The organism is Basilea psittacipulmonis DSM 24701 (assembly GCF_000743945.1).
GTDB lineage: Bacteria > Pseudomonadota > Gammaproteobacteria > Burkholderiales > Burkholderiaceae_B > Basilea > Basilea psittacipulmonis.
In genome coordinates this window covers 190,014-213,688 of the sequence record NZ_CP009238.1, presented here as the reverse complement: position 1 = coordinate 213,688, position 23,675 = coordinate 190,014, and the positions used below count along the sequence as shown (strand labels likewise).

At 42.8% G+C, this 23,675-nt stretch carries 17 protein-coding genes, 1 tRNA gene and 3 rRNA genes; 4 read left to right on the top strand and 17 right to left on the bottom strand.

The features are described 5' to 3' along the window. Positions 1-86: 86 nt before the first annotated feature. The 6 genes from rfbC to galU form a co-directional block, all read right to left on the bottom strand. Positions 87-638 (bottom strand): dTDP-4-dehydrorhamnose 3,5-epimerase, encoded by a 552-nt coding sequence (rfbC, locus tag IX83_RS00925; RefSeq protein ID WP_038498112.1) that lies wholly within the window; start codon positions 636-638, stop codon positions 87-89. 269 nt (positions 639-907) lie between these two features. After that, positions 908-1,264, bottom strand: coding sequence for a GtrA family protein (locus IX83_RS00920; RefSeq protein WP_038498109.1), 357 nt, complete (start codon positions 1,262-1,264; stop codon positions 908-910). Positions 1,265-1,267: 3 nt separating this feature from the next. Continuing rightward, positions 1,268-2,554 carry a hemolysin family protein gene (locus tag IX83_RS00915; RefSeq protein WP_038498106.1) on the bottom strand — a complete coding sequence of 429 codons (1,287 nt, stop codon included), beginning with the start codon at positions 2,552-2,554 and terminating at the stop codon, positions 1,268-1,270. A 3-nt stretch (positions 2,555-2,557) separates the two neighbouring features. Further along, positions 2,558-3,409 (bottom strand): acyl-CoA thioesterase, encoded by an 852-nt coding sequence (locus tag IX83_RS00910; RefSeq protein ID WP_051918994.1) that lies wholly within the window; start codon positions 3,407-3,409, stop codon positions 2,558-2,560. A 10-nt stretch (positions 3,410-3,419) separates the two neighbouring features. Further along, complete coding sequence (gene rfbB, locus IX83_RS00905; RefSeq protein WP_051918992.1) at positions 3,420-4,364, bottom strand: dTDP-glucose 4,6-dehydratase; 945 nt, start codon at positions 4,362-4,364, stop codon at positions 3,420-3,422. Continuing rightward, the gene (gene galU, locus IX83_RS00900; protein WP_038498104.1) at positions 4,365-5,204 is read right to left on the bottom strand and encodes a UTP--glucose-1-phosphate uridylyltransferase GalU; all 840 of its coding nucleotides are present in this window, start codon (positions 5,202-5,204) and stop codon (positions 4,365-4,367) included. It abuts the gene before it with no gap. A 50-nt stretch (positions 5,205-5,254) separates the two neighbouring features. Between galU and pgi the strand changes: the two genes are divergently transcribed. Further along, positions 5,255-6,826 carry a glucose-6-phosphate isomerase gene (gene pgi, locus IX83_RS00895; RefSeq protein WP_038498101.1) on the top strand — a complete coding sequence of 524 codons (1,572 nt, stop codon included), beginning with the start codon at positions 5,255-5,257 and terminating at the stop codon, positions 6,824-6,826. 212 nt (positions 6,827-7,038) lie between these two features. Continuing rightward, positions 7,039-7,935: a homoserine O-succinyltransferase gene (locus IX83_RS00890; RefSeq protein ID WP_038498099.1), complete on the top strand. Its 897-nt coding sequence runs from the start codon at positions 7,039-7,041 to the stop codon at positions 7,933-7,935. Positions 7,936-8,302: 367 nt separating this feature from the next. Here IX83_RS00890 and IX83_RS00885 read toward each other — a convergent pair whose 3' ends face one another. The 5 genes from IX83_RS00885 to IX83_RS09010 form a co-directional block, all read right to left on the bottom strand. Beyond that, entirely contained in the window at positions 8,303-9,889 is a 1,587-nt protein-coding gene (locus tag IX83_RS00885) for a phosphoethanolamine transferase (RefSeq protein ID WP_038498096.1), read from the bottom strand. Positions 9,890-10,182: 293 nt separating this feature from the next. Continuing rightward, positions 10,183-10,295, bottom strand: a 5S ribosomal RNA gene (gene rrf, locus IX83_RS00880). A 142-nt stretch (positions 10,296-10,437) separates the two neighbouring features. After that, positions 10,438-13,312, bottom strand: a 23S ribosomal RNA gene (locus tag IX83_RS00875). A 341-nt stretch (positions 13,313-13,653) separates the two neighbouring features. Continuing rightward, positions 13,654-15,195: ribosomal RNA gene (locus IX83_RS00870) — 16S ribosomal RNA — on the bottom strand. Together the 16S, 23S and 5S rRNA genes form the textbook arrangement of a ribosomal RNA operon. A 365-nt stretch (positions 15,196-15,560) precedes the next feature. Further along, complete coding sequence (locus IX83_RS09010; RefSeq protein ID WP_158074708.1) at positions 15,561-15,698, bottom strand: hypothetical protein; 138 nt, start codon at positions 15,696-15,698, stop codon at positions 15,561-15,563. A 187-nt stretch (positions 15,699-15,885) separates the two neighbouring features. Between IX83_RS09010 and IX83_RS08495 the strand changes: the two genes are divergently transcribed. Then, positions 15,886-16,680, top strand: coding sequence for an EI24 domain-containing protein (locus tag IX83_RS08495; RefSeq protein ID WP_051918989.1), 795 nt, complete (start codon positions 15,886-15,888; stop codon positions 16,678-16,680). 99 nt (positions 16,681-16,779) lie between these two features. Here IX83_RS08495 and IX83_RS00860 read toward each other — a convergent pair whose 3' ends face one another. The 5 genes from IX83_RS00860 to hemA all read right to left on the bottom strand — a co-directional run bounded on the left by IX83_RS00860 (position 16,780) and on the right by hemA (position 21,047). After that, positions 16,780-17,352, bottom strand: coding sequence for a UbiX family flavin prenyltransferase (locus IX83_RS00860; RefSeq protein ID WP_038498093.1), 573 nt, complete (start codon positions 17,350-17,352; stop codon positions 16,780-16,782). Continuing rightward, a complete protein-coding gene (gene grxD / locus IX83_RS00855; RefSeq protein WP_038498090.1) occupies positions 17,345-17,683 on the bottom strand; it encodes a Grx4 family monothiol glutaredoxin in 339 nt (112 codons plus the stop codon). The genes IX83_RS00860 and grxD overlap by 8 nt, the downstream gene beginning before the upstream one ends. A gap of 103 nt (positions 17,684-17,786) precedes the next feature. Next, positions 17,787-18,674: a peptide chain release factor N(5)-glutamine methyltransferase gene (gene prmC / locus IX83_RS00850; RefSeq protein ID WP_038498087.1), complete on the bottom strand. Its 888-nt coding sequence runs from the start codon at positions 18,672-18,674 to the stop codon at positions 17,787-17,789. Further along, positions 18,671-19,750 carry a peptide chain release factor 1 gene (gene prfA / locus IX83_RS00845; RefSeq protein ID WP_038498084.1) on the bottom strand — a complete coding sequence of 360 codons (1,080 nt, stop codon included), beginning with the start codon at positions 19,748-19,750 and terminating at the stop codon, positions 18,671-18,673. Before prfA ends, prmC begins: the two co-directional genes overlap by 4 nt. Before the next feature lie 16 nt (positions 19,751-19,766). After that, on the bottom strand, positions 19,767-21,047 hold the full coding sequence (gene hemA / locus IX83_RS00840) for a glutamyl-tRNA reductase (protein ID WP_038498081.1): 1,281 nt from the start codon (positions 21,045-21,047) through the stop codon (positions 19,767-19,769). A gap of 121 nt (positions 21,048-21,168) precedes the next feature. Here hemA and IX83_RS00835 point away from each other — a divergent pair. Then, positions 21,169-21,244, top strand: a tRNA-Phe gene (locus tag IX83_RS00835). A gap of 673 nt (positions 21,245-21,917) precedes the next feature. Here the strand turns inward: IX83_RS00835 and mqo are convergent. Beyond that, the gene (gene mqo, locus IX83_RS00830) at positions 21,918-23,597 is read right to left on the bottom strand and encodes a malate dehydrogenase (quinone) (RefSeq protein ID WP_051918987.1); all 1,680 of its coding nucleotides are present in this window, start codon (positions 23,595-23,597) and stop codon (positions 21,918-21,920) included. Positions 23,598-23,675: the final 78 nt, after the last annotated feature.

The window sequence follows — 23,675 nt, the reverse complement described above, 5'->3', positions numbered from 1 at the left end:
AGACGAAATAGCTAAAACGTGGACACAGCCTTAGTGATGACGGCATGTCATTCTAGTTCTACACTCGAGTCGGGCTTATTTACTAATTAGTAAGTGTTTAATAATGTCTGATAAGTAATCGCGCTCTGATCTTTCTGAGATAGGACAGGGGCGGTTTTCAAGCTATCTAACGGCCAGCTGATATTTAAATCCCGATCATTCCAAGCCAAACACACTTCACTACTGGGATCGTAATAACGATTGGTTTTGTACATTACCAAAGCGGTTTCCGACACCACCAAATAACCATGTGCAAACCCCTCTGGAATATAAAGCTGCCACCCTTGTTCAGCATCTAAATACACCGAAAAGTATTGACCGAGTGTAGGCGAATCCAAGCGAATATCCACCACCACATCGTAAATTTCTCCTTGTAAAACCTGTACCAATTTGGCTTGAGGATGTCGTTTTTGAGCGTGCAATCCACGCAATACTGCATGTTTCGATGACACAAGATTATCTTGTACCCAATGATGTGTAATACCCAAAGCGTGAAAATTTTCTTCTTGATAGGACTCTTGAAAATACCCTCTTTGATCATGATAACGCATGGGTTTAATCAAAAACACTTCTGGAAAAATTGTTACTTTCTTATCCATACCACCCACCAAAACCGCTTATTTTCTTATCCTAAAGCCATTAGATTATTTTGAAGACCACCAACTTTACATCTATTTTGATACCGTTGACCATTACCCAATCACCAGTCAAACAAGCCATCAACACCTTAACATTGAACAGCCTCTTGTTTGCTATATTTAACAATTCGCCACCCAACACAGACTGACCATTACCCAATCACCCGTCAAACAGCCCATCAACGCCTTAACGTTACACAACCTCTTGTTTGCTATATTTAACCCGTGTGTTAACTTTTAAAAACAATAAACCGTGCGTATAAAAAACCCAACACTAAACTACTGAGGGAGAATACAAATAAGCTGACGATCAAAGGTAAGCCAAAATAATGATTCACAGCACCTTGACTATAAGCCAAACATCCCATAAACAAGGTAAATAAAATATAACGCTTAAAAGTAGGTGACATTTTAAAATTCCACGAGGCATTCGCAAAAAAACTAAACGTCGTTGCCACCGCAAACCCCAGTAAATTACTCATTGCCTGAGAACCATTCATACAATAATAAATCGCACCTGCTACGGACCAATGAATCAAGGTGTTAAGTATGCCGATACAAAAATAACGTTTAAAAAAATGACTCATTATTTAAGCGATCGCTTTGACAAAAATTCTTTCTATTCTTAAACGATTCATTAAAACGACTTCAAACTGGTAACCATTCCACTCAAAGCTTTCACCAGGTTTGGGAATATGTCCCAAATTATCCATAACAAAGCCCGCAATCGTATGATAGCTTTCTTCATTCTCATCTGGAAATTCTACATCCGTTTGAAAAATCTCACGGAACTGATCTAAAGTGACCGAACCATCAAGAATCCAGCCACCTGTAGCCACTTGTATTGCATCTTCTTTTTCGTTTTCATTACTCAGTAACTTATGGCCAACCAACACTTTTAAAATATCTCGTAACGTGACGACACCCTCTACTTCGCCGAATTCATTCAACACCACCGCCATCTCAGCACGGTTTTTCTGAAGAGTCTCCAACAAATCCATCACACTAATGACTTCAGGGACAAAGACCACTTCTTTCATAGACGAGCGAATATCTACTTTTTGGCCACGAATCATTTGTTCAAACAAAGAGCCTGCATCCACCACACCTAACACCGTATCTAAGCCATTCTCACAAACAGGAAAACGTGAATATGGACTTTCTGCAATACGTTCCAAAGACTCATCCAACGTATGTGATAAATCAATATAATGCACTTCATTTCTTGGGGTCATAATAGACTGTATCGCCACATCGTCTAATTGAGAGGCTCTTGCCATAATCTCATGTTCTGTTTTTTCAAAAACCCCTTCAGTAGCCCCTTGTTTAAGAATCCCACTAATATCTTCTTCCGTTAATTCCTGTCCTTCTTCTTTGCCAAACCCTAAGATCTTCAAAATAAAGTCAGTGGTTTTAGACAGAATCCACACAAACGGATAACTAATCGTTGCCAAAATAATCATGGGTTTGGCCATCCAATACGCCACGGCTTCGGGGTATCGCATCGCAATTCGTTTAGGTACCAATTCACCAAAAATCAAAGACCCAAAAGTAATACCAATCACCACTAAAGCCGTCGCAAACTGATCAGCATATACACCAATAACAGGCAAATCTTGTAACATGGGTTTTAATTTGGTGACTAAGGAGGCTTCACCCATTGCACCATTGAAAATACCGATTAAGGTAATGCCCACCTGCACGACTGATAAAAAACGACTCGGGTCTTCCGTCAGCTGTAAAGCATCTTTAGCACGTTTACTTCCCTTATCAATCTCATTCTGCAAACGAACCCGACGTGAGGAAACCACCGCGATTTCACTCATCGCAAACAAACCATTTAACAAAATCAAGCCAATAATTATCAAGATATCCATATACTATAAGTGCCTAATTAAACCTTCTTGAGCGGTTGATGCAATCAAATGTCCCTCTATATTATAAAACTGTCCGCGACTAAACCCTCTAGCTCCCGCCGCATTAGGGCTATCCATACAATACAACACCCAATCATTCATATTCACTTCGCGATGAAACCACATCGCATGGTCCAAACTAGCGACTCTTAAATCAGGGTTTAAAGCATTTAAGCCATGAGGTAATAAAGCCGTGAGCAATAAATAAAAATCCGACACATAAAGCAATAAAGCCTGATGTAAGGCTTGGTGGTTGGGGATCTGTCCATTCGCTTTAAACCAAATATGTCTTTTTGCCTGATGATAAGCAATCTCTTCTTTAAAATGCTCCACGGGCCTGATATCAAAAGGCTGTTCTTTTTGCCATCGTAAAGCCACCTGTTCAGGCATTCTATCTAGCATCGTTCTTTTGATCACCTCCAAAGACACCAGCTGTTCAGGTCTTGGAACATTAGGCATGAAATCTTGGTGTTCTACGCCTGTTTCAAGCTTTTGAAACGATCCTTGCATAGTGAAAATAGGACGATCGTGTTGGCACGCTAAAACGGAACGTGTACTAAAACCAGCTCCATCACGTAAGTTCTCCACTTGATAATACGTGGATGTTTGCGTATCGCCAGGTCGCATAAAATAAGCGTGCAAAGAATGTAAATGACGATCAGGACAGGTCAAAGACATCGCCATCAAAGACTGTGCCAACGTCAGTCCGCCAAACACTCTTCCCGTTCCTAATACATCTTGCGTGGCTCCGATAAAAACTGAGTCATTGTCCTTTTCGAGCTGCATTAAATCAATAATGTTTTGTAATGCTTTCATCACCACCCTCTTATATATTTTTAATCATTTCTTCAAGCCCCGTTTTCAGCGTTTTTGTCGGACACCACCCCAATGCATTCATCTTATCAGCAGTGATGGCGTAACGAACATCATGGCCTGGACGGTCATCTACATAATGAATTAAATCTTTATAAGCATAACGGGTCGGACGATACCGATCTAATAACTCACAAAGATAAGTCACCAGATCAATATTACGCCAATAATCTTGGGCACTAATATTATAGATTTCCCCAACCTGTCCTTTTTCCAACAACAACTTGAGTGCGGCAACGTGATCACCCACGTACAACCAATCTCTGACTTGCAAGCCTGAACCGTAAATAGGCAAAGGCAGTCCTTGCAAGGCACGATCGATCATCAAAGGGATTAACTTTTCTTTATATTGACGCGGTCCAAAATTATTGGCACACCTTGAGATAATGACGGGTAGTCCATAACTACGATGCCAAGCTCGTACATAATGCTCAGCGGCTGCTTTGCTGGCGGCATAAGGACTGTTAGGAAAAATGGGGGCCAACTCATCTGCCTGCCCCTCTAAAATCGCACCATATACTTCATCCGTAGAGATATGTAAAAAGCGAAAGGCATCTGGGCGACCTTTTTGTTCCCAATATGCTTGCACGGTCTCTAATAATCTCACCGTCCCGACGGTATTATGTTCAAGAAAGTCATCTGGCTGTTTTAAGGATCTGTCCACATGAGTTTGGGCCGCAAAATGCACCACCGCACCAATATCATAAGATGCCAACACCCTTGCCACCGTGTTTTGATCAGCAATATCGGCATGAACAAAGTGGCTGGAACGTTTGGCAAATTCAGGATCGGCCGCATAATTTAAAATGTCCAGATTGACAAGCGTGTCATCATCTGTGCAGGATGCTATAAAATGACTTCCGATAAACCCTGCACCACCTGTGACTAATATGTTCATTTAGAAGTCATTAAATCCATGATATTTACGACCTAATTCCAAATTCGCTTTTAGGAATCCAAATTTAGAACCACAGTCATATCGTGTTCCCTCATAAGCATAAGCATAGACGGCACGTTCTTTCATTAACGATGCAATCCCATCTGTTAACTGTATCTCACCGCCTACACCTTGTTTTACATGGCGAAGATGCTCAAAAATACGGGATTCAAATACATAACGACCAACCACGGCCATATCCGATGGGGCATCTTTAACATCTGGTTTTTCGACAATACCTGTTACCTGCAAAGTACGGTCATTCAATCGTTTACCTGCTACCACGCCGTATTTGGATATATCTTCTTTTGGTACGATTTGTGTACCTAGCACACTGCCATTAAATTCATGAGCGGCTTGGATAAGCTGTTGGGTAACGCTAACGGATGAATCGATCAAATCATCGGCTAACAATACCGCAAACGGCTCATTTCCCACCACGGGTTCAGCACATAACACGGCATGGCCCAAACCCAAAGGGGCTGGCTGGCGAATATAAATACAATTCACATGAGATGGCAATAAATCTTTTAACATCTCAAGCAAAGCTTGTTTTCCTTTGGCTTCCAACTCGGCTTCCAACTCTGGAATTTTGTCAAAGTGATCTTCGATAGCACGCTTATTTCGGCCTGTAATAAAAATCAAATCCGTAATACCGGCTTTCACCGCCTCTTCTACAGCATACTGGATGAGTGGCTTATCCACAATCGGGAGCATCTCTTTGGGCATGGCTTTTGTCGCGGGTAAGAAACGCGTTCCTAATCCAGCAACTGGAAAAACTGCTTTTCTGATTGGATTCATAGTAATATATCTAATTAAAACAATATGCTAATTTTACTATTTTTAATGTTATGAAACCATCAGAATTTCTATCTGAACCATTATTACAAGATTTACCAGCGTGGCAACACTATTCAGATGCGATTATTCAGGCTAGACCTACCTCATCTGAGCTTCGTGTCTTTTCAACTGCCGGTTTATATGTAGATATGACTGGACAACGTTATAACAGCACGATTTCCAAGGCAATTAAAGAATTACTAAAAGCAAGAAATTTTGATCAAAAACGCGACATCCTACTCAATGGAGGAATGGCCAATATCACCGAAAAACGTGCTGCTTGGCACACGGCTTTACGCAAACACATGCCACCCACTACTGAAATCGCTAAAGAACGCAGTCGAGCCATAGACTTTGTGTTTAGAGCAGATAGTGAACGAAAATGGAGAAGTATTCTACACATTGGCATTGGCGGTAGTGACTGGGGCGTGCGACTATTAACCTCTGCTTTTGGTTATACAGGAAAATGGCGTGACATTCGTATTGCCTCAAACATCGATGGACACTCGATTGAAGGGGCATTATCGGGTTTAAATCCTCACGAGACGCTTATCGTCATTGCCACCAAATCATTTAAAACAAGTGAAACCTTAGAAAATGCACAAAGAGCTTTAGAATGGCTTAAACAGGCGGGTATTGAGAATCCTTACAACCAAATTATCGGCATCACCGCCAATCCCCAAGCCGCTGAACAATGGGGGCTTTCACCCAGTAATATTTTTCACTTTTGGGAATGGGTAGGCGGTCGTTTTTCTATTTGGTCTTCTTTAGGCATTTCAGCCGCTTTATCCGTTGGCAATGAAATTATTGGAGGCATACAAAATGGTGCAGCCGTAATGGACCAACATTTTGCTACTGCTGACATCGATGAGAATATTCCTATTCAAATGGCGATGGCAGGCATTGCCAACCGAAGTTTATTAGGATTCAGCAGTTTAAATCTATCTGTATATGATGCTCGTTTAAACAACCTCATTCCTTATATTCAACAGCTTGAAATGGAATCATTAGGAAAATCAACGGCCATCAATGGACAAAAAGTGACGATTCCGACGGGTCCAACTGTTTGGGGAATGACAGGCACTGATGGTCAACACACATTCTACCAATGGTTACACCAAAGTATTGATGGGGCGGCCGTTGACTTTATCGCGTGTTTACAAGCCGATCACCGCTGGCCCAAACATCACGAACAATTACTCGCCAATTGCCTTGCCCAAAGAGAAGCCTTAATGCAAGGAAAGTCTTTTGAGCAATCTTACCAAGAATGTTTAGAAGCAGGAATGCCTCAAGAAGAAGCACAGTATCTAGCCAAACACCGCACCTATACTGGCGGTCGTCCAAGCAACCTTATTCTACTGGAAACGCTTAATCCTTTTACACTTGGTGCATTACTTGCTTTATATGAACACAAGGTTTTTGTACAAAGTGTGATCTGGGGCATCAATCCTTTTGATCAATGGGGAGTCGAGTTTGGCAAAGTATTAGCTAGCCATATTATGGATGAGATTCACCACCCTGACACACACCATCCACACGATATTTCTACTCAACACTGGATTGATTACCTCAAAAAGCAATGAACATAACAGAAATCGCTTGACAAAATCACGTCCAATGATTAGGATATATCTGTTATCAATTTTTTCATAGGAGTTACAGCATGATTCGTCATTTTAAAATGCACGCTGTTACTTCTATGCACTTCATGATGCGCTAAGGCGCATACACTCTCTTATCCTTCCTCATTTATTCGTTTATTTTCCACCTTGATTGTTTTATAAGGGAACTCAAAATGCCTGTCATTATTCCAAAGGATATACCCGCCTATGCGTATTTAAAAGACCGCTCATTTGTGATGGATACAGAGCGTGCGAATACCCAAGATATTCGTCCATTAGAGATTTTAATTGTCAATCTCATGCCCACCAAAATCGATACTGAAAATCAGATTCTATCGTTATTATCAAACTCACCTTTACAAACGAATATTACCCTACTTTCTACCCAAACCTATATCGGTCAAAATACACCTATTGAGCATTTAAATCAGTTTTATATCGGTATCGAAGAAGCGAAGAAAAGACGTTTTGATGGTGCCATTGTGACAGGGGCACCCGTTGAAACATTGGCTTACACTGATGTACATTATTGGCATGAATTACAAGGGATTTTTAACTTCCTGAAAGAACATGTCACCAGCACTCTATACCTGTGTTGGGGAGCCATGGCTGGACTTTATCACTTCCATGGCATCGATAAAGTCGCGTTAGATGAGAAGAAATTTGGTATCTTTGATCATGAAAAACAAGCGGATGATTTACTACTGACCAATCTCAATGATTTTGTCGCCATTCCTCATTCTCGTCACAGTGCTTTAAACGAAACCCAAGTCAAAAACGCTTCAGGCGTAGAGGTGCTTTTGTACAGTGAAGAAGCGGGCTCAACCGTCCTACGCAATGACCAAGATATTTTCATTATGGGACACCCTGAATATACGCGTGAAACCTTACACAAAGAATTTATTCGCGATAAAGATCTTGGAAAAGCCATCAAACCACCCGTCAATTACTATCGCACACGTATTGGCGATTTAAACGATATTAATTACAAATGGCGTTCTGATTCCAATACCTTGTTTAGTAACTGGATAAACTATCGTATCTATCAGACCACGCCGTTTGTGTTGTGATAGTCGGGAACATGCAGGTGGCTTAATATGGATTATCAAGTACGATGATTAAAGTTTCAGTTTTCTCATACTAAGTGGTTGTTGCAAAATTTGCAACAACCACTCTCTCAGATAATGCACCTGATTTAATGTTTTTTAGGATAAATCCAGGTCTTTGTATCTAAAAACCCACGGTGAACTGGTAATATTGCTTTGCGATTTTTTAATACTGATGCTGGGAAACGTTTACGCAATTCAGCATACGTTCCGAGTCTCAAAAAGCAATCGGAACAGGATGTTTAAAAATAGGATATTTAATACTTTGGAGATAAATTGAGTGGTTGTTCGGAATTTCCGAACAACCACTCCCTCAGATAATGGATTTGACTTAATGCTTTTTAGGATAAATCCAGGTTTTTGTATTTTGAATCATATCGATTTTTAAATACCCAAGATCGCCTGTAATCATCCTATTTACCGCAGCAGACGTGCAATCCGCAATCGGCATGTCATATCCCATAATTTGAATGATAAAGGTAGCTAATTGCTGATGTGTACTACGTTGGCAATGATCAAAGGTTTTAGCGATTTTTTCTTTCAACGCCTCATTGCGAGTATAAATCACCAAAGGCACCAGATAACTATCCTCGTGATCGGTTCCTTGATTGGCCACCGCTTTTGTTACATACTGGCCATGATCGGAGGTATAAATCAGCAACCAATCATTATCAGGGCGTTTGCTTAAATGTTCATAAACCTTTTGCAAGAACCTATCCGTATTGTAAATAGTATTGTCGTATTGGTCGAATACATCATCGCCAAACACTCTTTCTTCTGGTGTTAAGTACTTTCCATAAGGTGCATGTGAGCCTCTTTGATGCAATACCACAAAATGCTTACCATTATCCAAATCCATTTGATAGAAAATAGGCAATAATTGATTATCAGGCATATTCTCCTTAATTGGATAACCATAATTAGTGGGATACGTGATCTCATCCATCCAATGCAAGCCAATGAGATTAATAATCGCCATTTCGTATTCTGCTTGAGCGGTATGAAATATTGTTTTGTAATGTTGCTGTTGTGCAAGATTAAAAATATTTGTTCGACCACTATAAATCTGCATCAAGCCATTAGGATGAGGTATCGCGTTGAAAAATGAAGGCAATGCCACCGATGTCAAGAAACCCGATGCATAGGCACTTCTTACTAGGGCATTAGGATCGTCTTTTAGTTGACTAATAAAAGGGCTGGTTTTTCTATCGTAACCAAAAGTATCTAAATGAATGGCTGACTCACTCTCTCCCATCACCAAAATAATATTTTTTATATTTAAATCATGCAATTGCGAATGGGGGGGGGTATTTGAGGTATAAACAGGCATATCGCTTAAATTAAGCCATTGATAAGGCAATATCTTACCCAACATATATCCAACGCTAAAATAAGCTGATTTGATTTTGCCGTAACTGTATTTAGGCGAAATTGCGTGATCTTGATAAGTAGAAAACGAACGGATAATAATGTAAAGCATCATTGCAACAAACAATACATCATTGAACCAATAAGTCTTTTGTCGGCGATAACGTGCCATTAAGAAAATCACCAGATCGCCTAGTCCCCAAAGAATACAAGGCAACAAAGTGCCTAACATCGGCAATCCGGCGTTTTTGACTTCGCTAAATTCTTTGAAGAACAAATAAAGATTCATGCCTGTCAACCAACTTTCATAAATGGCGTAATGCACATTATTGGCGACATGAGCGATAAAAAAGAACAAAATAATCAGATAACGACTGAAACGGTATTTAGTGAATCGAAAGATACTCACAAAAACCAAGAAAATGGCACCAGTCTCCATCAACTTTGAAAAAGTTAACAAAGGGATACCAAAGCAAAAACGATATAACTGTTCACTCAGCAATAAAACGAGCGAAACGAGTAATATGACCACTACATCAATTTTTTTCATAAATAACCTGCATGATTACAAAGCATGCACATACTAACATGATAAGTACTTATATAACAAGGGATTTACGCAAATAAATACATATTTATGCTTTGCAGGAAGTATATTTTGTTCAATAGGACAGATGGTGTCATGTCTTGTTAAGCTTCTTAATGAATTAATTCAATCCACCAATAAAGCCATTTTTACGCAATGAATCAATAACACCTAGCATTAAGTGTGAAAAATTTAATGGCGTTATAAAAACAAAAAAACCCCCGTTGCTGTGAGCAACGAGGGTTTGGGTATAGAGAGCCTGACGATGACCTACTTTCACAGATGTCCATCCACTATCATCGGCGCTAAGGTGTTTCACGGTCCTGTTCGGGATGGGAAGGCGTGGGACCACCTTGCTATGGTCGTCAGGCAAAAGCCTGTGAGTGTCTTTAACACTTAGGAAGAAGCACGAACCTGTATGAGTCATTGATGAAGGGAATTGGGATATATGAGCTTAATTCATTGTTACGGCACGTTGAACATATAACCATGTAAGAACAACATTAAGTTATAGGATCAAGCCGCACGGGCAATTAGTACTGGTTAGCTGCATGCATTACTGCACTTCCACACCCAGCCTATCAACGTTGTGGTCTACAACGACCCTTTAGGGAGTTCAAGACTCCGGGATACCTTATCTTCAGACGAGTTTCCCGCTTAGATGCCTTCAGCGGTTATCTCTTCCGCACATAGCTACCCGGCGATGCCACTGGCGTGACAACCGGTACACCAGAGGTGCGTCCACTCCGGTCCTCTCGTACTAGGAGCAGCCTCCGTCAAGTATCCAACGCCCACGGCAGATAGGGACCAAACTGTCTCACGACGTTTTAAACCCAGCTCACGTACCTCTTTAAATGGCGAACAGCCATACCCTTGGGACCGGCTACAGCCCCAGGATGAGATGAGCCGACATCGAGGTGCCAAACACCGCCGTCGATATGAACTCTTGGGCGGTATCAGCCTGTTATCCCCAGAGTACCTTTTATCCGTTGAGCGATGGCCCTTCCATTCAGAACCACCGGATCACTATGTCCTGCTTTCGCACCTGCTCGACTTGTCAGTCTCGCAGTCAAGCACGCTTTTGCCATTGCACTATCAGCACGATTTCCGACCGTACCTAGCGTACCTTCGAACTCCTCCGTTACACTTTGGGAGGAGACCGCCCCAGTCAAACTGCCCACCATACACTGTCCCCATACCGGATCACGGTACCAGGTTAGAACCGCAAACAAACCAGGGTGGTATTTCAACAACGGCTCCAGGTGAACTAGCATCCACCTTTCTTCGCCTCCCACCTATCCTACACAGGCCGGTTCACAATCCAATGTAAAGCTACAGTAAAGGTTCATGGGGTCTTTCCGTCTAGCCGCGGGGAGATTGCATCATCACAAACATTTCAACTTCGCTGAGTCTCAGGAGGAGACAGTGTGGCCATCGTTACGCCATTCGTGCAGGTCGGAACTTACCCGACAAGGAATTTCGCTACCTTAGGACCGTTATAGTTACGGCCGCCGTTTACCGGGGCTTCGATCAAGAGCTTGCACCCCATCACTTAACCTTCCGGCACCGGGCAGGCGTCACACCGTATACGTCCACTTTCGTGTTGGCACAGTGCTGTGTTTTTAATAAACAGTCGCAGCCACCGATTCTCTGCGGCCCTATCACGCTTTAACACGCTACCAGGGCATACCTTCTCCCGAAGTTACGGTATCAATTTGCCGAGTTCCTTCTCCTGAGTTCTCTCAAGCGCCTTAGAATATTCATCCCGTCCACCTGTGTCGGTTTGCGGTACGGTCAACATAGAACTGAAGCTTAGAGGCTTTTCTTGGGACCACTTCCTGTGACTTCGGTAAGCAAGCTTACCTTCGACTCAATACCTTGATTGTCGTAGCCGGATTTGCCTAACTACCCTCTCAGTACCAACAACGGGGACTTCCATCACCCCGATCACATTTCGCAATCCGTCCCCCCATCGCATCCTATGCCGGTGTAGGAATATTAACCTACTTCCCATCAGCTACGCATCTCTGCCTCACCTTAGGGGCCGACTCACCCTGCGCCGATGAACGTTGCGCAGGAAACCTTGGACTTACGGCGAGCAGGCTTTTCACCTGCTTTATCGCTACTCATGTCAGCATTCGCACTTCTGATACCTCCAGCATGCTTCTCAACACACCTTCTCAGGCCTACAGAACGCTCTCCTACCGCTTGTAGTTGCCTACAAACCCGCAGCTTCGGTAACTGGCTTGAGCCCCGTTACATCTTCCGCGCAGGACGACTCGATCAGTGAGCTATTACGCTTTCTTTAAAGGGTGGCTGCTTCTAAGCCAACCTCCTGACTGTCTATGCCTTCCCACTTCGTTTCCCACTTAGCCAATTTTAGGGACCTTAGCTGGCGGTCTGGGTTGTTTCCCTCTTGAGTCTGGACGTTAGCACCCAGTGCTCTGTCTCCCGTAGTCAATCTTGTCGGTATTCGGAGTTTGCCATGGTTTGGTAAGTCGCCATGACCCCCTAGCCATAACAGTGCTCTACCCCCGACAGATACCCTACGAGGCACTACCTAAATAGTTTTCGGAGAGAACCAGCTATTTCCAGATTTGTTTAGCCTTTCACCCCTATCCACAGCTCATCCCCTAATTTTTCAACATTAGTGGGTTCGGTCCTCCAGCAAGTGTTACCTTGCCTTCAACCTGGCCATGGATAGATCATCTGGTTTCGGGTCTACACCCAGCGACTAGACGCCCTATTCGGACTCGCTTTCGCTACGCCTTCCTTATTCGTTAAGCTTGCCACTGAATGTAAGTCGCTGACCCATTATACAAAAGGTACGCCGTCACAGTTCCTGACTGCTCCGACTGTTTGTATGCACACGGTTTCAGGTTCTATTTCACTCCCCTCCCGGGGTTCTTTTCGCCTTTCCCTCACGGTACTGGTTCACTATCGGTCGATCACGAGTATTTAGCCTTGGAGGATGGTCCCCCCATCTTCAAACAGGATTCCACGTGTCCCGCTCTACTTGTTCAGCGCTTAGTACCACCGATTGCATTTCGTCTACGGGGCTATCACCCTCTATAGCAGAGCTTTCCATCTCTTTTGACTATACAATCGGCTATCTCGCTCAGGCTGCTCCGGGTTCGCTCGCCACTACTGCCGGAATCTCGGTTGATGTCTTTTCCTCTGGTTACTTAGATGTTTCAGTTCACCAGGTTCGCCTCATTTAGCCTATATATTCAGCTAATGATACAGCTTATTGCTGTGGGTTTCCCCATTCGGATATCTGCGGATCAATGCTTATTTGCCAGCTCCCCGCAGCTTTTCGCAGGCTATCACGTCCTTCTTCGCCTGTGATCGCCAAGGCATCCACCATGTGCACTTGGTCACTTGATCCTATAACTTAATCTTGTTATAGAAAACTTCTTCGGTAAATAATTTCTTATCTACCACACAATAGCGCCTTTTTATCCACTATTGTGCTCTTACATGTTTCGCGTTTGTGCCGTTTTCTTCATCTTCTGTAGTATCGCTACTACCTAAGACGTCGAGAACTTCATTTTGCAATCACAACCCGTCTTCATTTAACGCGTCTCTAGCGTTCATTCAAACACTAGAAACCCTTGAATACTTTAGTTGTGCTTCTTCCTAATTATTAAAGAACAGTTGTTCCTACCAACAACAACCGATAAGTGTAGGCACGATAATCGATAAGAAGCCTCGCTTTATGCTATCTTAAAGGAGGTGATCCAGCCGCACCTTCCGGTACGGCTACCTTGTTACGACTTCACCCCAGTCACGAATCCTACCGTGGTCATCGCCCTCCTTTCGGTTAGGCTAACGACTTCTGGTAAAACCCGCTCCCATGGTGTGACGGGCGGTGTGTACAAGACCCGGGAACGTATTCACCGCGACATGCTGATCCGCGATTACTAGCGATTCCGACTTCATGCACTCGAGTTGCAGAGTGCAATCCGGACTACGATCGGGTTTGTGAGATTAGCTCCACCTCGCGGCTTGGCAACCCTCTGTCCCGACCATTGTATGACGTGTGAAGCCCTACCCATAAGGGCCATGAGGACTTGACGTCATCCCCACCTTCCTCCGGTTTGTCACCGGCAGTCTCATTAGAGTGCCCAACTTAATGATGGCAACTAATGACAAGGGTTGCGCTCGTTGCGGGACTTAACCCAACATCTCACGACACGAGCTGACGACAGCCATGCAGCACCTGTGTTCCAGTTCTCTTGCGAGCACTGCTCTATCTCTAAAGCATTCCAGACATGTCAAGGGTAGGTAAGGTTTTTCGCGTTGCATCGAATTAATCCACATCATCCACCGCTTGTGCGGGTCCCCGTCAATTCCTTTGAGTTTTAATCTTGCGACCGTACTCCCCAGGCGGTCAACTTCTCGCGTTAGCTTCGCTACTAAGTCAGTCTTGACCCAACAGCTAGTTGACATCGTTTAGGGCGTGGACTACCAGGGTATCTAATCCTGTTTGCTCCCCACGCTTTCGTGCATGAGCGTCAGTGTTATCCCAGGAGGCTGCCTTCGCCATCGGTGTTCCTCCACATCTCTACGCATTTCACTGCTACACGTGGAATTCCACCTCCCTCTGACACACTCTAGCAAGACAGTTAAAAATGCCATTCCCAAGTTAAGCTCGGGGATTTCACATCTTTCTTTTCCTGCCGCCTGCGCACGCTTTACGCCCAGTAATTCCGATTAACGCTTGCACCCTACGTATTACCGCGGCTGCTGGCACGTAGTTAGCCGGTGCTTATTCTTCAGGTACCGTCATCACTCAATGGTATTATCACTAAGCTTTTCTTCCCTGACAAAAGTGCTTTACAACCCGAAGGCCTTCTTCGCACACGCGGGATGGCTGGATCAGGGTTGCCCCCATTGTCCAAAATTCCCCACTGCTGCCTCCCGTAGGAGTCTGGGCCGTGTCTCAGTCCCAGTGTGGCTGGTCGTCCTCTCAAACCAGCTACGGATCGTCGCCTTGGTAGGCCTTTACCCCACCAACTAGCTAATCCGATATCGGCCACTCCATTAGCGCAAGGCCTTGCGGTCCCCTGCTTTCATCCTTAGATAATATGCGGTATTAGCTACGCTTTCGCGTAGTTATCCCCCACTGATGGGTACGTTCCGATACTTTACTCACCCGTTCGCCACTCGCCGACAAGAAAGCAAGCTTCCTCTCGCTGCCGTTCGACTTGCATGTGTAAGGCATCCCGCTAGCGTTCAATCTGAGCCAGGATCAAACTCTTGAGTTTAATCTCTGTATTTCTTGGTCGTGGCGCTTACCGCACCACTACTTCTAGCGTCTACTCAAAAAAATTAACTAATGTGTTCATCACTATCTCTAGCAATAAACCTCACTCGTTTATTTCTGTCATTCGCGTAGCACACTAGCTTATTTGAAGCTCGCACTCCCTACCACTAGCATGCCTACGCTTATCGGTTGTTTCGTTGTTAAAGAACAGATTCGCTTAATCGCGAAAGATTAGAATTATAGACCCCTTTTATTTTTACTGTCAACACCTTTTTTAAAAAATCTTACTCAACACTGTATCAAAATACCACCACAAAAATCTATCCAGATGATTTATAAAAATAATTTACACAAACCCTCCTTTTTTTAAAAAATTAACTCACCTCCTGTTTTTATTGTTGCTTTTTTACACAGCTGAATATTTTCTACGACTTCCTCATCATGACATCTAAATAATGCCTCTAACAAGCCATCTCCACCACCCCATTCATCCCACTTACTCATTCTATCCACCACCACACCCACTGCATCCCCCTACCACCTATCTTTATCACCCACCATTATCTTTGACATTTACTCCCCATTTTTTTCTAAATATTTCAAAAACAGATTATCTTTACCCTTCTCTATTTTCTTTGTCCATGAGAAAAGTATAATAAGCACTTTTATCAAAGACACTGAAGACAAGCCTATGAAAAACTCTTTTTCCGCAGCCTTTCTTGATTCGGTCAAAACCCTATTTACGCCAAAAATGATCTTTACGTCTCTTTGGCCCTTTATTTTTTGTTTGGTATGTTTTTTAGCATTACTTATTTTTCTTCCCACAGGCTTTATTGAAGAGGGGATTTATGAGGGAGCCAGCACCGTCGCCACTTTTGAGAAAACCAACGGTATTTATTTAGTAGTGCTGAAGTTATTCATTCTTGCTTTTATCGCTTTTGTCAGCATCATTATTGGATTTGCCATTGCATCCATCTTCATGACCCCCATGATTGTTCGCACGATCAAAAATAGCTATTACCCTGATCTGGCCGAACTTGGCAAATTCGCCAACACCACCAGCGTACTAAACACCATCAAAGTACTAACGATTTTTATATTAGGTTGGATCATCACTTTCCCCCTACATTTTACTGGGATAGGAATATTTCTTCCAATTATTTGGAATGCTTATTTATTTACGCATATGACCAAAGTCGATGCTTTGGTTGATTACGCGACAAAAGATGAATTAAAAGTGATCAAAAAAAATAGCAACGGGACTTTTTGGAAAATCGGTTTTATTTGCTCATTATTATTTCTCATTCCGTTTGTGAACTTTTTGGTCCCCATCTTTTCTATTATCTTTTGTAGTCGCTATGCATTGGGCGAACTCTACGATTTACGTCAACCACACAAAGATGACTCCAATGGACCAGATGAGAGTGCTTCTACCAACTCACCCAATAAGCCGAGACAAATTAGCAGCACGGTTACACCCGCATAACCATTACACATCAAAAAGCCTGTATGATTGTTAAAAAGCAAAGTACAGGCTTATTTTAAAACCCCGCTTCTTTCAACGTTGAGATCATCAACACATTCGTCAGGCGGATAAACCCTGCCATTCCTGCGTATCAACATCCAAGCCCAGATATCCCAACATACGTTCTACATTGTGCTCAACCATATCTTCAATCGTTTCGGGATGATGGTAAAAGGCGGGCAAAGGCGGATAAATAATGCCACCCATCTCGGCAACCGCTGTCATATTGCGTAAATGGGCCAAATTAAATGGCGTTTCTCTGACCGCTAACACAAGCGGACGTTTTTCTTTTAGATGAACATCTGCCGCACGAGCGATTAAATTATCTGAAAACCCATGGGCCACAGAAGCCAATGTTTTCATAGAACAAGGCACAATCAGCATTCCCGCCGTTTTGAAACTACCACTAGAAATGCTAGCCCCAACATCTTGATAGTGATGAATGACATCAGCCAAGTCATTCAAATAAGCACGAGACTGATTCATCTCGTGCTTCAAGGTCAACAAAGCCGTTGGCGACACCACCAAATGCGTCTCTACTTCTGGCAGTGTTCGCAGTTTTTTTAATAGCGTAACCGCATAAACGATACCAGTCGCCCCTGTTACGGCTACGACCACCCGTTTTTTAGGCATCCATCGCACCTGCTTCTTCAAGCAAAGGCTTTAACTCACCACTTTCAGCCATTTCATTCATAATATCCACACCACCGATAAACTCACCTTTCACATAAAGCTGTGGATACGTTGGCCAATTAGAATATTCTTTCACGGCCGCACGCAATTCTTGATCTTCTAAAATATTGACCGTCACTAATTTAGTCACGCCCAAATCACGCAAAATTTCTACGGCACGCTTTGAAAATCCGCACTGAGGCATTGATGCCGCGCCTTTCATGAACAGCACCACATTATGGCCAGTAACAATCTCTTTGATCCAATCTTGTACATTTTGCGTATCACTCATTTTTATCCTCTTTTAAGTCAATCATTACCACACGGCAAACCACTTATTTCAGCTCACCGTTCCTTAGCAAAAACGTTTTCATTATACTTGAAGTTACAGCAATCTAGTCAAGCATAACACCACCAGTAATACGGTCTCTTCCCGCCAAATCCCGCAAAGTGCCTATATTCGGTGCCAAGAAACCATATTGCTCAAATAATTTTCTGATGGATTCTGCTTGCTCCCAACCATGTTCAAACAGCACCGCAGCGTGAGGAACAAACAGATGTTGCCTTACTCGTTCAAGTATGTGACGATAAGGTTGCAGCCCATCAACAAAGTCAGTCAGTGCCTGTTGAGGCTCAAACCTTAAATCTCCTTGCATCAAATGCTCATCTTGAGGGGCCAAATAAGGCGGATTACTCACGATCAAATCAAATTTTTGATCACCTATTTCATCTAACCAATTACTTTGAACAAACGAAATATCACAATGATGTCGTGTCGCATTCTCTTTTGCCACCTGCAAAGCACGATCACTGATATCCACCGCGGTCACTTGTGCAGAGGGAAAATGCTTTTTGATACAAACCGCCAAAACACCCGATCCTGTTCCCAAATCCAATACTCGCGGTGCTGTTAATGAACGCCCCTGTAATGCTTGGGGGATCAAAGGAAAATGAAAAGTCTGCGAACCTGCAATACCTTGTAAATACTGTAAACTCAACGCTACCAACTCTTCTGTTTCTGGGCGAGGAATCAACACAGACTCATTAACTTTAAACGACAAAGAATAAAACTCTCTCTCACCCAGCAAATACGCCATTGGACAACCATTGAGGCGTTTTTGTGCAAGCGTTTGAAATGCATCAATCTGTTCAGTTGCCAATACATCCTTATCATGCGTAATCAGCCAAATTCGGGGCACTTGAAGCACATATTGCAACAACATTTGCTTTTCTAAATTTGGCAAAGCACATGAATTTAACAGATCGGCAACCGTTACACTCATTCGTCACCTAAAGCCGCTAACAACTCCGCCTGACGCTCAGCGATCAACGCACCCGTCAACTCGTCTAAATCGCCGTCCATAATCTGTCCTAACTTATACAAAGTCAAATTAATACGGTGATCAGTCACACGACCTTGAGGATAGTTATACGTGCGAATTCGCTCCGAACGGTCACCGGTTCCCACTAAACTTTTACGTTCAGCCGCTTCTTTTGCCTGTTGTTCTTGGCGTTGAATATCATTAATACGAGCTGCCAACACACTCATCGCACGTGCTTTGTTCTTATGTTGAGAACGGTCATCTTGACACTCCGCCACAATGCCCGTTGGAATATGCGTAATACGTACCGCTGAATCGGTTTTGTTAATATGCTGTCCACCTGCACCACTTGCACGGAAGGTATCAATACGCAAATCTGCAGGATTCAACACCACCTCTGCCACCTCATCTGCTTCAGGCAAAATCGCTACGGTGCATGCTGACGTATGAACACGTCCTTGAGATTCTGTATCAGGCACGCGTTGCACACGATGAGCACCCGACTCATATTTCAAGCGACCATAAACGCCCTCGCCATCCACACGTGCGATCACTTCACGATACCCGCCCAGTTCTGATACGTTTTCAGACATAATCTCAACTCGCCAGCATTTTGATTCTGCATAACGCGAATACATACGGAATAGATCGCCTGAAAACAAAGCACTCTCATCACCACCTGTTCCTGCACGAATTTCCAAAAACACGCTTCGTGTATCATCAGGATCTTTAGGCAATAACTCAATCTGCAACTGTGCTTCTAAGGCTTCAATACGTTCTTTGCCAGCTTTGATTTCTTCTTCTGCCATCTCTTTCATTTCTGGATCAGACAGCATTTCTTGAGCGGTTTGCATATCAGCCTCAATCCCTTGGTACTCTTGAAACAAAGTAATCAACGGTTCGATGGCCGCACGTTCCACGGACAGTTTGCGAAAACGATCCATATCTGAAGCCGTATCAGGCTCAGCCAAAAGTGCGTCAATTTCAATTAAACGTTGAGACATCTGCTCTAAACGAGCTCTCATAGAATCTTTCATAATTTATCTTAAATAATTAATGATTGGTTTTATCCTGTTGTGACGGAAATAGCTTGGGCACCCAAGCAAGCAACTGCTCACGTTCACTGGTATTACTTTTGTTAAGCAAAGACATCGGTGCATGAAGATATTTCTGCGTTAATGATTTGCTTAATCGATCCAGCACCATCTCAACGCTTTCTCCAGCGGCAATTTGCTTCATCGCTTTTTCCATCTCGATTTGGCGTAATGCCTCAGCATTCATATTTAAATCTTTGATCAAAGGAACTATCGATCTCGATTGCATCCAATGCATAAAATTTTGTACACGCGAGTCAATAATCTGCTCCGCCTCTACCACAGCAGCTTTTCTAGAATACTCGCCTTGCTGAACCAATACACCCAAATCATCGACCGTGTATAAATAAATATCGGAGATACTAGCCACCTCAGGCTCAATATCGCGTGGTACAGCCAAATCCACCATCACAATAGGCTGATGACGGCGTTCTTTAATAACTTTTTGCATCAAACCCAAACCTAAAATAGGCAAGGAACTCGCCGTACAGGAAACGATAATATCAAATTTATGCAATTCATCAGGCAAATCAGCGAGCTTCAACGTATCGCCATTATACTGAGATGCTAGCACCTGAGCTCGTTCTTGCGTTCGATTCGCGACCGTAATCGATTTCGGTTGATGTCCAGAAAAATGAGCTGCACACAACTCAATCATCTCACCCGCCCCGATAAACAATACACGACAGTCATGTATATCGCCAAACACGCGTTCACAGAGTCTTACTGCGGCAGCGGCCATAGAGATAGATTCTGAGCCAATAGCCGTTTGTGAACGTACTTCTTTAGCCACAGAGAACGTCTTTTGAAAAAGCTGATGAAGCACCGATCCCAAAGAACCCGCCTCATCTGCCGCTGCAACGGCCTTTTTCATCTGCCCCAAAATCTGCGTCTCGCCTAACACCATGGAGTCCAAACCACTGGCCACACGGAACGTATGTCGGACGGCTTGATCTTGTTTTAACTGGAACAAATGAGGTTTCAACACCTCTGGCGATAAAGCATGATAATCCGCCATCCAATTCAGCAAATCATCCGACATAACCGAATTCACAGAACAGTAAAACTCCGTGCGATTACAGGTTGACAAAATCGCCGTTTCTTCCAAACCTTTGCCAAACGTGGAACGTATTGCATCAATCGCTGGACGAACGCTTTCAGGCCCTAACGATACCTTTTCGCGTATCGCCACGGGCGCAGAATGATGATTAAGTCCAAACGTAAAAACGCAACTGTTCATATGCCAATATAGTTTCTTATTAAACCAATAGAGATTGTACAACTTTTTTTCAACAAAAATCCTTGTTTTTTATCAAAAGGGGCTTGCATTATCTTTTAAACAGTGTATAATTTTATCTTCTGGCCAGGTAGCTCAGTCGGTAGAGCAGAGGATTGAAAATCCTTGTGTCGGCGGTTCGATTCCGCCCCAGGCCACCACCTAATACTTAAACCCTGTATATATAAACAGTTGATTTTTAATCAACTAGTTGAAAATACAGGGTTTTTTATTTTGTCCAAAATCCTTGTTTTACTGTACATTTATACAGTAAAATTAACCTAAATTAAAAAAAGTTGACATTTTTTCACCAAACTCATCCCCCATACTTCATAAAACCTGCCACATTAATGGCGATTCAATGTTAGTAGCCGATTTTTTCAAGCTCTCACGCTTCATGAAACAATATCCAATATTAACCAATACATATTTCTTATCACTTTTTTGACAGGATGTATCTTAAACGATCCGATGACGCCCTTTCTTTACAAGGCACACCAATCAAACACAAACTGATTTATCGATAACCCCTTGTTTACCACCTCCCTCGACTTCACTTCAATGTTGAATCCCAACAACAGTTTTTCATATCTTCATCATCAATTTCATCACCTCCGTTCAACACACCACTCATCACCTACACACTATTGATCACTTTTGCACCACCTCACTTATCCTCATTACACCAACTTCCCGCTCATCTACTTCATTTCTTTGATCAGTCTTTAAGCATCGTTCACCACAGCACACCACTCACCTCCCACTTTCTTTCCAAAAAAAATCCCCCACATCGCTGCGGAGGATTTATTGCTTATCATCAACTCAGTGCTTCGCTTATAACTGAAGCTCCACTTCGTCGGACGTTTCATTTAAACGCTTTACATTATCTTCATCTGTAGGCACTTGCGGTGCTGATTCCTGAATCGCTTTAGGTGTATAAGTCAATCCTAATACCCCACTAGTATAAGTACGAACTTGATCGAGCAACGCTGGATCTCTAGACAAATCCTTACCATAAGACGGAATAATTTCATGCAATTTAGCATTCCATGGACCTTTAACTTGTTCTGGGAAAGCTTTTTCTAACAAGTTCAACAAAATATGTGGCGAGGTAGATGCACCTGGCGAAGCTCCTAACAATGCAGCCACCGAGCCATCAGAAGACGTAAAAATTTCCGTACCAAACTGCAATTTCGCAGGCTGGTCAGGCAATTTCTTAATCACCTGCACACGCTGACCACCTTGCGAAGGTGTCCAATCTTCCAATTTTGCTTCTGGATAATATTTTTTCAACTCTGCCAAACGATCTTCATCACTTAACATCACTTGGCTCATTAAATATTTAATCAAAGCCGTATTTTCTAAACCCACCGACAACATTGATAATACGTTATCTTTGGTCACCGAGTTAATCAAATCCAGCTGTGATCCATTTTTCAAGAATTTATTAGAATATGTCGCAAATGGGCCAAATAAGACATATTTTTTACCATTAATATAACGTGTATCAATATGCGGTACAGACATAGGAGGTGCACCCAACTCAGCCTTACCATATACTTTTACCGTATGTTTATTCACAATTTCAGGTTTATCGGTAATCAAAAATAAACCGCCCACTGGAAAACCGCCATAATACTTGCTTTCAGGCAACCCTGTGTATTGTAACAACTTGATAGCCGCCCCACCTGCACCAATGAAAACAAAGTGCGTTTTGGTATAAGTCACTTCATTTGTTTTTAAATTCTTAACCGTTACCGTCCATGTTTTGTCCTCATTACGGCTAATACCTGTCACTTCAGCATTTGTCGATAGCTTGAAATTCGGGCTTTTCTTGAGTCCATCAATCAACTGGGTTGTAATCGCACCATAGTTCACGTCAGAACCAATATCCATGCGAGTTGCCGCTATCGGTTGATTAACATCGCGTCCTTCAACAATCAAAGGAGCCCATTTGCCAATCTCTGCCTTATCCTCTGAGAATACCATATCACTAAACAACGGTGATTTGACCATCGCAGCATAACGACGCTTTAAGAAATCCACATCATTACCCATTACAAAAGCAATATGAGGAACAGGATTGATAAAACCTTTAGGATTACCTAAATGACCATGTTTTACTTGATAAGCCCAAAACTGCTTAGACACCTCAAACTGGCTCGCAATATTTTCTGCACGTTTAATATCGATATGACCATCTTTATCTTCTGCGGTATAGTTCATTTCCATAAAACCAGAATGCCCTGTACCTGCATTATGCAAACCATATGAACTTTCTTGAGCCACATTGTCCAAACGTTCATACATTTGAATCGTCCAATTTGGTTCAAGCTCATTTAAATAAGTGCCTAATGTCGCACTCATAATACCGCCACCAATCAACACCACATCCACAACAGGTTCATCCTTAACCGAAACGGGCTTAGTCGCAACAGGACGGAATAAAAATGCGATAAACGCAATCAATAAAACAAGCAGCAAAATCACTGCAATACGTATAATTTTTTTCATATTTATATTCAAAAAAAGTGAGGGGACACCAGACAAAACAAAACAGATGTCAACTACCTGTTATGTTGTCCACGAAAA